9 protein-coding genes and 1 pseudogene are annotated in these 12,825 nt (G+C 49.4%); 5 read left to right on the top strand and 5 right to left on the bottom strand.

The window, feature by feature from the left end; genetic code table 11:
• Positions 1 to 305 precede the first annotated feature (305 nt).
• The 3 genes from KH703_RS07065 to KH703_RS07055 form a co-directional block, all read right to left on the bottom strand.
• Positions 306 to 1,814 carry a succinate CoA transferase gene (locus tag KH703_RS07065; protein ID WP_304295211.1) on the bottom strand — a complete coding sequence of 503 codons (1,509 nt, stop codon included), beginning with the start codon at positions 1,812 to 1,814 and terminating at the stop codon, positions 306 to 308.
• A gap of 968 nt (positions 1,815 to 2,782) precedes the next feature.
• Positions 2,783 to 3,301 carry a hypothetical protein gene (locus KH703_RS07060; RefSeq protein WP_304295210.1) on the bottom strand — a complete coding sequence of 173 codons (519 nt, stop codon included), beginning with the start codon at positions 3,299 to 3,301 and terminating at the stop codon, positions 2,783 to 2,785.
• Between the two features lie 133 nt (positions 3,302 to 3,434).
• Positions 3,435 to 3,995, bottom strand: coding sequence for a tetratricopeptide repeat protein (locus tag KH703_RS07055; RefSeq protein ID WP_304295209.1), 561 nt, complete (start codon positions 3,993 to 3,995; stop codon positions 3,435 to 3,437).
• A gap of 135 nt (positions 3,996 to 4,130) precedes the next feature.
• On the opposite strand from KH703_RS07055, the gene purB reads away from it, so the two are divergent.
• From purB to KH703_RS07040, 3 genes and pseudogenes are all read left to right on the top strand, one after another.
• Positions 4,131 to 5,477: an adenylosuccinate lyase gene (gene purB, locus KH703_RS07050; protein ID WP_304295208.1), complete on the top strand. Its 1,347-nt coding sequence runs from the start codon at positions 4,131 to 4,133 to the stop codon at positions 5,475 to 5,477.
• A gap of 440 nt (positions 5,478 to 5,917) precedes the next feature.
• Positions 5,918 to 7,321 (top strand): annotated as a pseudogene (locus KH703_RS07045) (anion permease).
• Positions 7,322 to 7,386: 65 nt separating this feature from the next.
• Entirely contained in the window at positions 7,387 to 8,340 is a 954-nt protein-coding gene (locus tag KH703_RS07040) for a YafY family protein (RefSeq protein ID WP_304295207.1), read from the top strand.
• Positions 8,341 to 8,419: 79 nt separating this feature from the next.
• Here KH703_RS07040 and KH703_RS07035 read toward each other — a convergent pair whose 3' ends face one another.
• Entirely contained in the window at positions 8,420 to 8,851 is a 432-nt protein-coding gene (locus tag KH703_RS07035) for a redoxin (RefSeq protein ID WP_304295206.1), read from the bottom strand.
• 134 nt (positions 8,852 to 8,985) lie between these two features.
• Here KH703_RS07035 and KH703_RS07030 point away from each other — a divergent pair, with 134 nt between their 5' ends.
• Positions 8,986 to 10,068, top strand: coding sequence for a DUF3137 domain-containing protein (locus KH703_RS07030; protein ID WP_304295205.1), 1,083 nt, complete (start codon positions 8,986 to 8,988; stop codon positions 10,066 to 10,068).
• A 210-nt stretch (positions 10,069 to 10,278) separates the two neighbouring features.
• On the opposite strand, the gene KH703_RS07025 is transcribed toward KH703_RS07030, so the two are convergent.
• A complete protein-coding gene (locus KH703_RS07025) occupies positions 10,279 to 11,289 on the bottom strand; it encodes a DUF475 domain-containing protein (RefSeq protein ID WP_177388797.1) in 1,011 nt (336 codons plus the stop codon).
• Positions 11,290 to 11,376: 87 nt separating this feature from the next.
• Here KH703_RS07025 and KH703_RS07020 point away from each other — a divergent pair, with 87 nt between their 5' ends.
• Entirely contained in the window at positions 11,377 to 12,696 is a 1,320-nt protein-coding gene (locus tag KH703_RS07020; RefSeq protein ID WP_304295204.1) for a Na+/H+ antiporter family protein, read from the top strand.
• Positions 12,697 to 12,825 lie beyond the last annotated feature (129 nt).

Genomic DNA, 12,825 nt, shown 5'->3' with positions numbered 1-12,825 from the left:
ATTTTAAAATTTGAAATGCGTTAGCTGCAAATTTAGGGCTAAATTTTAAAATTTAGTAGCGATAAAATTTTAAATTCCGCGCCTTAAATCCGCCTGCAAATTTTAAAATTTTATGGCGTAAATTTCGATCCATTCGTTTTATAACATTTCGCGCGAGCTTTGCAAAATAAAAATTTTAACGAGCTTTACTCTAAGTAGCGATAGAGCTTTCAAATGCAGGCGGAATTTTTAAGTGCAAACTTCCCACTTCAGCGAGAATGAGCTTAAATTCTAGGCTTTAGCGCATTAGCTCAAGCAAATTCGCTCTAAGCCTTCATACTCCCCGTATCCTTAAATCTTTGATGCCACGACAGCGCCTCGCTTAGGATGTGTGGAGTATGCCCCGCACAGGGCTGCGCACATGCCCGCTCGAAATAATCTCTCAGCGCGTCTTGGTAAGTGGGATGCGCGATGCTTATCATCGCGAGAGCACGCTCACGAGGGCATTTGCCGCGCAGATCGGCGATGCCGTATTCGGTGATGATGACTTGAGTGTCGTGCTCGGTATGATCAACGTGACTCACGAACGGCACGATAGCGCTGATCGCGCCGCCTTTAGCTAGCGACGGGCTAAGAAATAGCGACAAATATCCGTTGCGAGCGAAGTCACCGCTACCGCCGATGCCATTTTTCATCTGCGAGCCCATGACGTTAGTGGAGTTTACATTGCCGTAGATGTCTGCCTCTAGCATGCCATTCATCGATACGACGCCAAGCCTTCTGATGAGTGCTGGCGAGTTGGAGACATCTTGTGAACGTAGTATGATGTGCTTGCGGTAGAAATCGATATTTTTTTGAAATTCCTCGACACCTGCAGGGCTAAGCGATAGCGCTGTGGCACTTGCAGTGCCTACGACGCCTCTTTTGATGAGATCTAGCATGCCGTCTTGGATCACCTCGGAGTAGCACTGCAGCCCTTGATAGCCGGCGCCTTGTAGCGAGCTAAGCACGGCGTTAGCGACGTTGCCGATGCCCGATTGTAGCGGCAGTAGCTTCTTTGCGGGAAGTCTGCCACAAGCTTCCTCGTTTTTTAAGAATTTTACGACGTTGCGCCCGATCGCACTTGAAATTTCATCCACGGCGGTAAAATTATTGACGCGATCATGCGTCCTAGCCTCTATTACAGCGACTACTTTGGCAGGATCTACATGCATGTAAGGGCTGCCTACACGATCGCCTACGTGCTTGATCGGCAGATCCTCGGCATGCGGCGGTAGGCGCAGATCCGTAACGTCGTGAATGCCCTCCAGCTCAAGCGGCTGATAGTAATTCACTTCTAAAATCACGCGATCGGCGATATCGAGCCAGGCCTGGTTGTTGCCTAGCGATGTGGACGGCACGAGCTCACCGCTTTCTTTAATTGCCACTACTTCGATCACAGCAAAGTTTAGATGCGGAAAAAAGCCCGCCTTAAGCTGCGCGGCAAGGCTTGATAGATGCACGTCCGCGTATCGCACGGCGCCGCTATTTATCGCACGGCGCATATCAGCATCCGTAAAAAACGGCGCGCGAAAGCTCACGGCACCTGCTTTTGCCAAAACTCCGTCTAAAAGCGGATCGGTCGATGCGCCTGTAAAAATTTCAATTTGATAGGGCTCGCCTTTTTCGTGCAGCGCCGTCGCTCGTTGTGCCAGAGCTTGTGGTAGCGCTAGTGCGCAGCCCGCCCCAACAAAGCCGCTAAAGCCCACCGATGCGCCATTTGGGATCAGTTCGCAGGCTTTCTCGGCGCTCATAATTTTTGATTTTAGATATTTGTTTTGCACGCGTGAGTTCATTTTCCGTCCTAGCCGTGATTTGGGCGAAATTATAATATTTTTGCGCTAAATTTCAAAATCTAAAATTTCGTTCGCGAGCTAGGCTATAGAGCAAAATATGAGGCGCGGTAGGTTGAGATATACGCCACAAACGCTTTCGATCAGGCTTTTTTTGCTTCGGCGGTTTGCAATACCCGCTTGCGCGAGCGCTCGGTAAATAGGGCTTTAGCGTGATTGGAGCTTAGTTGATAGTCTCGCTGCGATACTGCAAATACTTATCGCACACCCAATCTTGCGAAATTTAGACGCAAAATTTCATCGCATAATTTGTGAACTGCGATATTTAAATTTAAGCTTCTTTTTGCAATTTAATCGCTCACCGCACTTAAATTTAAATTTCCGCTTCGCAATTTTAAAATGGGTGTTTTGAAATTTATCGCTCGTGGCGTTTAAATTCCGCGTCTAGCGAGCCTTGAACTCATATTTGAAATTCCATCGCTTGCGGTGCACGCATTTGCCCACCGCACCTATATTTTAATCCGCATTAATTGAAATTCTTACCGCTTAAACTTCTCGCTGTCCGAAATTCTCGCCGCTGCACACAAGACGGCAGTTTAAAATTCAAATTTCGCGCTTTTTTGGGAGCGGCTCGACGTAGATACGCAAAATTTTGATAAATTTTACGCTTGCGAAATTCTAAAAAATTATATCATCATCACGGCTAGATTGTAGATTTTGTTTAAATTCTAGTTCTTAAAATTGTAGCTCCAGCCGTTACGCGAAATTTTTGATTTTAAAGTTTTAGCGCGCAAATTTCGATTTTTGCCGAGCTAAAACTAACGCCGCTTACGACGCAAATTTAAACGCGTTTTAGAATTTAAAATTTAGTCCGCCTTGTTACCATTTTCGGTCGAGCTTTACTAAAATTTCGGCAAATTTTATTTTGCTAAAATTCCAAAAATTCTATCGCTGCAAAATAGGGTGAAATTTCATCTCTGCGGCTTGCCGTCGCCGAATTTTGCGACTATCTCCTCGCTGCAGCTCTCCTTAGGCGCCCAGCCTTCGCGCTTCATTCGCGCCAGATTGTCGCACGCCTCCTGCGATCCTCCCTCGCAAAGCTCGTCGTATATCACGAGGCTGCGGCACTGCCCGCTCGCGAAACTCTCCAGCGCCGCGGCGTTGCCTAAGCAAGCTCGCTCGCGCAGATCGCTCATCGCGCGTTTGCCTGTGCCGCCCATTTTATCTCCCTGCTTCCGCTCAGCGAGGGTGGCGAGCTCGCAGGCGTCTGCGAAAAAGCCCTGCGCTTTGAGGCGGTTTCGCACGACGCCGCGACCGCCCAGCTCGTATCTCATCGCCGCTTCGTAGCATGCGGCGGCGTCCTTTTTGCTGCATTTTGCTAAAAGCGCGCTGGTTTTTGCGCTGCTAAATTTAAACTCTTTGGCTTTGTCGTCCGCGTTTGCCAAACTAAGCGCCAGCGCCGCCGCCAGCACAAGCTTTAAAGCTTTCATCTCTGCTCCTTTTATTTCGTTTATCTGCCGCTCGCCCCTATTTACTGCTTCATCGCGCCGCACTCGCTAAAATTTAAAAGGCTCGCGCGCACTATTTACGATTGAAGCCAGAAATTTTATCGCCTCTGCTATGCTAATTTTTCGGCAGTAGATCGAGCACCGCGCAGGCGCGCTTGTTGTGCATTTTGCACGCTCTGTCTAGCGCCTGCCCCGAGAGCTCAAAGCTTTGAGAGGTACCGATTCCTTGTAGATATTTGACCGACAGCTCGTAGCATGCCTCGCTGCTGCCGGCATCGCACTGCTCGCGAAAAAGCTCAAACGACGCCACGGCGTCCTTCTCTACGCCCAAGCCGCGCCCTAGCGCATCTGCGTAGAAAAAGCACGACAGCTGATCTTTGCGCTCGCAGCCGCTTTTAAGACCGCGCGCGACGCGCTCGCAGGAGCCTTCGTCGCTTTTTACGATGCAGCTTTGCAGATCCGCCCGCGAAATTCCGTCCGTTTGGATGACCGCATCGGCGCTGCTTTGCGAGCCGGCGCTTGCTTCGCCGCTCTTTATAAAGCACGCGCTTGCGGTCTCGCCGATACTCGTTGTTTTGCCCGTTTTGCCCGTCGCAGAAATTTTATCTGTCCGCCCGCTCTCGTCGCAGTTTGCCGCAAGGGTGCAGAATAGCGCCAAAAATAGAAATTTTTTCATACCCGCCTCCGTTAAATCTAGCGCCATTTTAATTAAAAATGCTGAATTTAAGGAAAACTACTTATTTTTTATTCGGTCAAATTCTGACCACGACCGCGAGTATAATTCGGCTAAATTTTTGCCAAGGAGTAAAAAATGGCTTCAAGTTCAATCGACAGCAGGGTCTTTGGGGTGCTTTTTGCAAGCGAGGAGATGAAGAAAATTTTCAGTGATGAAAATCGCGTACAAAAGTGGCTTGATACCGAGGCTGCGCTTGCTAGAGCACAAGCAAAGCTCGGTATAATTGAACCGCGTAGAGCGGAGCAGATCACGAAATTTGCTCGCGCAGAGCTCTTGGATCTAGATGCGATCGGCGAGAATTACAAAAGCTCGATCACCATCGTGCCGCTTTTGAAGGAGTTTAAAAAGGTCTTTGACGACGATAGCGGCGAGTTTGTGCATTGGGGCGCTACGAGCCAGGACATAATGGACAACGGCATGATTTTGCAGATCCGCGAGGCGCACGCGCTGCTTACAAGGCTACTAGATAAAACATATCGCGAGTGCCTAAAAATTGCAGAAAAATATAAAAATACCGTAATGGCGGGCCGCACGCACGTGATCCACGCGCTGCCGATCACGTTTGGTTTCAAAGTCGCGATGTGGGCGCAGGAGATCAAGCGCAGCTTGCAGCGCTTGGAGGAGATTAAGCCGCGATTATTCGTAGGGCAACTTAGTGGCGCCGTGGGTACGCTAGCAAGCCAGGAAGGCAAGGGTTTTGAGATGCAAAAGCTGATGTTTGAAGATCTTGGCTTAAACGTACCCGTCATATCCTGGCATCCAAGCCGCGATCATATCGCGGAATTCGTAGCTTTGCAGGCGCTCATCGCAGGCACGATCGGACGTATCGCGCATGAAATTTTAAGTCTTCAGCGAACCGAAATTTGCGAGGTCGAAGAGCCGTTTTTTATGGGTAAAGTGGGTAGCTCTACGATGCCTCATAAGCGTAACCCACAGGTTTGCGAGAGCGTCATTGCACTTACTAAGATCGTGCGTGCTCAAGCGCCTCTTGCGGTCGAGGCGATGGAGTGCGAAAATGAGCGAGATTGGGGTTGTGAAGCCGTCGAATGGGACTGCATACCGCATGCTAGCGTATGCCTGGCCGCGGCGCTTGAGAAGCAAAACGATATTTTGGAAAATTTGATCGTCTATCCGCAGCATATGCGCCGCAACCTAGACGCGCTAAAGGGTGCTATGTTAAGCGAAGCCGTGATGCTGCACCTTGGCGAAAAGCTCGGCAGGATGAGCGCTCACGAGATCGTCTATGAGGTCTGCATGAAGGCTTTCACCGACGGTAAGCCGGTTATCGACGATCTGCTCGAGCGCGAAGAGGTTGCCAAATACTTTAGTCGCGCCGATTTGGAAAAGATCATGAATCCGGAACTTTATACGGGCGAGAGTGCGGCGTTTGTGGATAGGGTTTTAGCAGACAGCAAGAGGTAGGCGGGGCTTTTGCTCTGCTTCACATTGCAAAGGGCGGGTCGTCGCGACGCGTAAAAGCGCGCCCGCTCTGCTCGTTCATTTTGCGTAGCGGAAACGGCTCGCGATCGCGGCGTAAAATCGGCTTTAAATTCGCACGACCTTACGCGGCACGGCTACTGCGGTTGCAGGTAAAATTCATAAAATTTTACCGAAGCTCGCGCAGCGCGTGAAATTTAAAGCGACTTTGAATCGCGGTGGAATTTTACGCCGCACGCCGCGAAATAGAGAATTTAAAATTCTCCAAATTTGCTGCGCGCCGCAGGTAGCAAGCTGCACGGCGGAGAATTTAAAATTTCGTCTAGTTTGCCGTTAGCTTGAAGCGATTAAATTTAAAGCCTCGCCGCCGTTTAGGCTAAATTTACGGCGGGACAAATGAGGCAAAATAAAATCAGGGGGTCATTATGAATCCGAAATTTATAAAATTCTTAGCGCTTATAGCAGTCGGCGCGGCGATCTGGTTTTGCCCGCACCCGCAAGCAGTAAGCGCGCAGGCCTGGCATCTATTTGCTATCGTGGTGGCGACGATTTTAGGGCTCATACTTCAGCCTATTCCGATCGGCGCGATTGCCTTCATCGGCGTTACGGTTGCGGTTTTGACAAAAGTTTTAAAACCTGCCGATGCCCTGGGCGGCTTCGGCAATACGACGATCTGGCTTATCTTTTGCGCTTTTATTCTAGCGAGAGGTTTTATAAAGACGGGGCTTGGACGCAGGATCGCATATAAAATCATCTCTCTAATCGGCGACAGCACCCTTAAGATCGGCTATTCTATCGTGATTAGCGAGTTTATCATTTCGCCCGCGATGCCTTCTGCGGGAGCGAGAGCGGGCGGCGTACTCTTTCCGATCGTAAAAGGGCTAAGCAGCGCGCTGGGTTCTGAACCGGGCGATTCCAGGCGCAGAGCGGGTGCGTATTTGATGCAGACGCTTTGGCAAAGCAATGGCATCACGAACGCAATGTTTCTAACCTCGATGGCGGGTAATCCTTTCATCGCAAAGCTCGCCGCCGATACGCTAGGTATTCAAATTTCATGGTCTTTGTGGGCGATGGGCGCTATCGTGCCGGGGCTTGTATCGCTTGCTTTGATGCCGAGCTTGCTTTATAAAATTTATGCGCCCGAGCTTAAAAAATATCCGCAGGCAAAGCAGATCGCAAGTCAAGAGTTAGCCGCTATGGGCGCGATGAGCTACGGCGAAAAAGTGGTCGTAGGCGTGTTTGTTTGCGCGCTCGCACTTTGAGCTACGGGCGGGCTAACGGGCATCGGCGCTACGACGGTGGGAATGCTTGCCGTTTGCGCGCTGGTGCTAAGCGATGTGTTGTCGTGGCAGGATGTGCTCGGTGAAAAAGGCGGCTGGGATACGCTCATCTGGATGGGCTCGCTTATCACGCTTGCGGGCGGTCTTAGTAAGCTAGGTCTGGTTAAGTGGTTTGCAGACTTCGTAGCTGCGGGCGTCAGCGGAATCCCATGGATCGCCGCACTTGGAATTTTGCTTTTGGTATATGTCTATTCGCACTATCTTTTTGCTAGTCTCACGGCACACATCGCCGCGATGTATGCGACCTTTGCTGCGGTTGCGGTAGCTGCGGGAGCGCCTGCGTATCTGGTCGCTTTAGTGTTTGCGTATGCGTCGAATTTAATGATGCCGGTTACTCACTACGGCGGCGCACCTGCTCCGATAATTTTTGGCGCAGGATACGTCACGCAAAACGAATGGTGGCGGCTGGGATTTATAATGACTACGCTAAATTTAGTGATATGGACTTTTATCGGCGGGGCTTGGTGGAAAGTGCTTGGGCTATGGTAGAATTTCATTGGCGCGATAGTCTTTAAATTTGCCGTGCTAAATTTAACCTGAGCACAGGAGCGTAGATGGGTAATAAAAAAATATTCGAGTTTTTAAATTTGCTTAGCGTACTCGTGCATACCGGCGAGATAAACCTTAAATCTTACGCCGCGACCACGGGCCTTAGCGAGCGTACGCTGAGACGGTATTTTGCCGATCTACGCGAGTTTTTCGGTGCCGAAAATTTCATTCTTACCGAACGCGGCAACGTAGGCATCACCGATAAAAATTTACTCAGCTCACTAACGCTTCCAAGTGAAAAGGAAAAGCTTGAGTTTCAAAAGCTCGCCGATCTGCTTCATGTTATCAATCCAGGCTTTACCGAGGTTTTGCCGCCTGCGTATAAACGCGTGGACGAAAAGCTCGCCAAGGAGCTTGCGGATATATTTTTGATCAAGGGTAGTCCGCACGAAAGGCCACCTAAGATCGGGGTTTTGATCAAGCTCCGCAAGGCGATCGGCTTTAAAAAATATTGCGATATCACGTATGAAGATGAGACGATAAAAAGCGCCAAAGCGTTAAAAATAATCTATTCTAAAGGAAACTGGCAGCTTGCGATCATCGATGCGCAAAATCCCGTAAATAATGGCTTTCGCATCATTCGGATTAAATTTATAAAAGAGGTCGTGCTGCACGCAAATACCTTCAATCTCAGCGAGCATACGCGGAAATTCCTGCTGAATATGGAGAGCTTTTACGACGGATACGACGTCGAGACTTATATGTGCGAAGTCGCTTTATCGCCCAAAATTTTAAAATTTTTCGAAGCAAAGAAGTTTTTTCGCTCGCAAAAGATCGAAGGTAAATTTAAAAACGGCTGGAGCCGCGTAAGCTACGAGATCAGCAGTGACGATATGATTTTGATGCTCGCGCAAAGATTTTTTCCGCATTTCGTGATCCTCTCTCCGCACACCGCCCGCAAAAAATTCGACGCTCAAATCCGCGAGTATCTGCAAAATGAGAAGTTAGAATTTGAGTAAATTTAAAACGTTCGGGCCGTTAGCACGGATCATTAAGTACGCCTAATAGCGGCACCGCAAGTTGCTCGCGCTTTAAAATTTATAGATTTCTTAGCGCCGCAAGTATGTTTTGCGCGTCTTGCTCGGGCTCCGCGATTCGGCTAAAGCGCTTTATCTCCTTGCCGTCTCTAAAAATCAGGGTTTGGCGGTGGTAAAATTTCTTCCCGTCGCCGGTGGTGAAGGTTTCGAGCCACAGCGGCGCTTCAAGCTCGAATTTTTCGTCGTTTATGAACTCAAACGTAGCGCCCGTAGCGCGCTTAAACTCGCTCGTGCCCGCCTCGCCCATGCTGCCTACGGCGATAAGCTCGAAGCCGAGGGCTTTTATCTGCGCAAACGCGCTCTCGTAGGCCTTGCACTGAAGCGTGCAGCCAGTAAGCCCCGCCGCGCCGCGCAACTCTGCGGGCAAAAATTTGCCGCTGTCGCCCATTTTCGGATAGGTAAAAACCACGCAATTTTTCGGTAAATTTATCATCTCTCGCCTTTTGATCGAAATAGGTCGCAAAAATAGCATAAAAAATCTTAAACCCGCTTAACGGATGAAATTTTAATAAAATTTAGCGTAAAATAAGGGGCAAAATTTCGGCAAAATCAAATTTGGAGTTAAATTTGGATATTGACAGAGCGATAGAGGAGCTGGCAAAAAAGCAACAGCAGTGTAAGATAAAATTTCTAAAACCGCTGATTTTATTGCTATGCATCGCGGTTTTTTCCGTCGGCTGGTTTATCCACGGCTTGATCCAAAACGAATACTCTTCCGCCGTGCTGATGTCCGCGATGATCCCGATAATTGCAGTAAGCTGCGTATGGGGGATTTATGATGATTCCATCGCCAAGTGGGAGTACAACGCCTTTTACAAAGACGCCTTCGTCCGCGCTATTATTTCAGATATCGATCCCGCCTTTAGATATGAGCCGCAAAGCGGCATAGACGAAGAAGAAATCCGCAAAACGGGCATCTATCCGAATAATGAATTCGTAGCCGAGGATCAGATAGACGGCGTTTATAAAGGGGTGAAATTTAGCCTAAGCGAGGCGATAAAAATCTATGAAACGCGAGAATCTATGAGGCTTGTAGAGTTATCCCAAAGATCCAAGAGCGATCTTTCCGCGGCTTTTTTGCTGTCGGCGATCGCGCTTTGGAACGCTTGGAGGCTCGGCGAATACGTGCAGGCCTTTAGCGGCTCGGTTTTGGTGTGCGAGTTTTATAAGAAATTTAAAGGACGGACTATCATCGCGGACCGCTCGCCAGGCACAAAATTTTTAGGCGATCAGGAGCTGATGGACGATGTGATTTTCGGCGAGGAATTTCGCGTGTTCGCAAGCGATAAGATCGAGGCGCGGTATCTTTTGACGCCTAGCTTTATGGAGCGTCTCGGGGCTTTGAAGCTTAAGCTTGCGCCCAAGATCGCTCTTAGCGCGGCGTTTATGGACGGAAAATTTTATCTATTTTTAAACGGCGCGAAAAACCGCTTCGAAGCCGCGCTGTTTTCGCCGCGCACTACGTCAAGAGACGCCGAGCGGATAAAGGCCGAGGTTTTGCAGCTTCTTGGTATCATTGACGAGCTGCGTTTGAATGAGGAGCTTTTTGGCGGCGCAACCGAGAATGGCAAGCCCGCGAATAGCCCGCCACCCGGCGGCGAGGAGCTACAGAGATTGCGCGATAAAGGCTTGAGCTCGCGCGATCGCTGATTTGAATTTTAAAATGCCATCTCGCGTCTTAAAATTTAACGCTTTTCGTAAAATTTTAATCTCATCGTTCGCGTCTTTAAATTTAGCAGCTTTTAGAATTTAGCGTCTCTTGAAATTTAACGCGGTGCAACCGATTAAATTTTACCGCTTGCGGCGGTAGCTTGAAATTTTAAAATTTAGCCTGCGCGCCGCAAAGCTCGCTATGAAATTTCACTCGTTGTTTCCCGCGATCGTTTCGATCAGTTTGCGTTTGTTGCGGCGGTTGTAAAGCACCGACGAAAGGAGCGATAGCGCGATAAATAAGATCCCCACGGTGCCGGTTATGATCTCGCTTACTTCAAATTTCAACTTGGCAAACATTATAAACGCCAAACATGCGATAGCGTAGTGCGCGCCGTGCTCCAGATACGCGAAGTGCGACAGCGTGCCGCGAGCGATGAGATACAGCGTGATGGAGCGCACGAACATCGCGCCGGCACCTAGCCCCAGCATAATGATGAAGATATTGTCGCTTAGCGCAAACGCGCCGATCACGCCGTCGAAGCTAAAGCTCGCGTCCAGGGTTTCTAAATACAAAAAGCCCGCGAGGCCGTTTTTTACGCCGTCCGTGCCGAAAAGGCGGTCAAAGCAGGAGATGAGCAGATAGAGCAGGATCGCGCCGAAATACGCCGCGCCGAGCGTAGCCGAGCCCGTTTTAGCAAGCAGCGCGAGCCCCGCGGCTAGAGCGATCAGCGTGGGCGCATTTGGAATGCGCTTTAAAAATCGCACGAGCCCGTTATTTTCGATTATGCCTAGCCAGTGTAGCTCGCGCTGCGCATCGAAGAAAAAATCGCAAAAGACCATCAACAAAAACGCGCCGCCGAAAACGTAAATTTGCGCTTCGTTCTCGCTTAAAATTTCATGGTAGCGCTGCGGCTGCTTAAGCGCTAGCACGAGGGTTTCCCAAAGACCCAGATGCGCGCTAGCGGCGACGATTAGTACGGGGAATAAAAACCTCATGCCAAAAACCGCGATCGGAATGCCCCAGAGTATAAATCTGCTCTGCCACACCGGCGCCATATCTTTTAGTACCTTGGCATTAACTACGGCGTTGTCGAAGCTGAGGCTGATTTCGAGTGCGCATAAAAGCGCGCAGATGTATGCAGCACCCGCACCGCCGATATAAAACGCGATAGCAAGCGCAATTAGGCTTACTACAAAAGAGGAGTAAAAATATTTCATCATCGTCCTAGCCGATTTTTTGCGCGATTTTAGCAAAATTTAGCCCTAAATTCTATATAATTGCAAAAATTCCAAAAAAGGCAAAAGATGCTTACCAATCCCGTATTTATCAGTATCTGTGTGATGTGCGCGTTATGCTTGCTGAGGTGCAATGTAATGCTCGCGATCCTAATCGGCACCATATGCGCCGTGCTCTCAAGCAATATCCCGCTGGGCGATGCCATAAATTTATTCATAAACGGCAACCCCGAAAACGCCGGCAGCCTCGGCATGGGCGGAAATTTAGAAACCGCACTTTCATATCTGCTGCTAGGCGTCATCGCAAGTGCGATCTCAAAGACCAACTTAACGGCGATCTTGGTGCGCGCGGTAGCAAATTTAATCAGCGACAAAAAATACGTCTTTATCTTTTCGATCGCCTTTTTTGCGTGCTTCTCACAAAATTTAATCCCCGTGCATATCGCTTTTATCCCGATTTTGATCCCGCCGCTAGTCAAGATCATGAACTCGCTAAAGATCGACCGCCGCGCCGTAGCGTGCGCGCTGACGTTCGGCTTGCAGACGCCGTATATGGCGCTGCCGCTGGGATTTGGACTTATTTTTATGGGGCTAATCGAAAAAAATATGAACGCAAACGGCATCGCGGTAAGCCTTGGCGACATATCGAGCGTGATGTGGCTAAGCGCCGTGCCGATGCTCGTGGGGCTAGTGCTAGCCGTGATCTACTACCGCAAGCCGAGGGAGTATGCCGAAACCAAACAGAGCCTGGATGCGCATTTTAGCGAACTTAAGATGGGTATGCGCGAATGGGGCGCTCTAGCGGGCATCGCGGTGTGCTTCGCGGTGCAAATTTGGATCAAATCCCTTCCGTTTGCCGCGCTTAGCGGAATTTTAGTGATGCTTGCTAGCAAGGGCATCGAGTGGAAGAAGCTCGATAACGTATTTGACGAGGGCGTGCATATGATGGGCTACATCGCGTTTTTGATGCTGATCGCCGCAGGATACGGCACGATCTTAAAAGAAACCGGCGGCGTGAACGAGCTGGTGCACGTAGCGAGCACTTTAAGCGGCGGCAAGCTAGGCGGTGCGCTGCTGATGATCGGCATCGGACTGCTGGTGACGATGGGTATCGGCTCGAGCTTCGGCACGATCCCTATCATCGCTACGATATACTGCCCGCTAGCCGCGCAGCTGGGCTTTAGTACGGCGGCGACGATCTTTATCATCGGCGTGGCTGCGGGTATCGGCGATGCGGGCTCGCCTGCGAGCGATAGCACGCTCGGGCCTACCGTGGGGCTGAATATCGACGGCGAGCATAGCCATATGTGGGATACCTGCGTGCCGACCTTTATTTTCTTTAATATCCCGCTAATCATATTCGGCATAATCTTTTCGATGATGTTATAGATTGCGGAATTTGCGCGGGTTTTCGCGGGCAGAATTTTAGAATTTTAGAATTTTAGAATTTTAGAATTTTAGAATTTTAGAATTTTAGAATTTTAGAATTTTAGAATTTTAGAATTTTAGAATTTTAGA

It is taken from the genome of Campylobacter gracilis (genome assembly GCF_018374135.1).
Lineage (GTDB): Bacteria > Campylobacterota > Campylobacteria > Campylobacterales > Campylobacteraceae > Campylobacter_B > Campylobacter_B gracilis_A.
The sequence above is the reverse complement of the archived record's forward strand: the minus strand, read 5'-3'. Positions and strand labels throughout refer to the sequence as shown.

Bases quoted from the DNA above. Each gene is read 5' to 3' on its own strand.
- KH703_RS07065 (WP_304295211.1), bottom strand. From the start codon at position 1,814: ATGAACTCACGCGTGCAAAACAAATATCTAAAATCAAAAATTATGAGC.
- KH703_RS07060 (WP_304295210.1), bottom strand. From the start codon at position 3,301: ATGAAAGCTTTAAAGCTTGTGCTGGCGGCGGCGCTGGCGCTTAGTTTG.
- KH703_RS07055 (WP_304295209.1), bottom strand. From the start codon at position 3,995: ATGAAAAAATTTCTATTTTTGGCGCTATTCTGCACCCTTGCGGCAAAC.
- purB (WP_304295208.1), top strand. From the start codon at position 4,131: ATGGCTTCAAGTTCAATCGACAGCAGGGTCTTTGGGGTGCTTTTTGCA.
- KH703_RS07040 (WP_304295207.1), top strand. From the start codon at position 7,387: ATGGGTAATAAAAAAATATTCGAGTTTTTAAATTTGCTTAGCGTACTC.
- KH703_RS07035 (WP_304295206.1), bottom strand. From the start codon at position 8,851: ATGATAAATTTACCGAAAAATTGCGTGGTTTTTACCTATCCGAAAATG.
- KH703_RS07025 (WP_177388797.1), bottom strand. From the start codon at position 11,289: ATGAAATATTTTTACTCCTCTTTTGTAGTAAGCCTAATTGCGCTTGCT.
- KH703_RS07020 (WP_304295204.1), top strand. From the start codon at position 11,377: ATGCTTACCAATCCCGTATTTATCAGTATCTGTGTGATGTGCGCGTTA.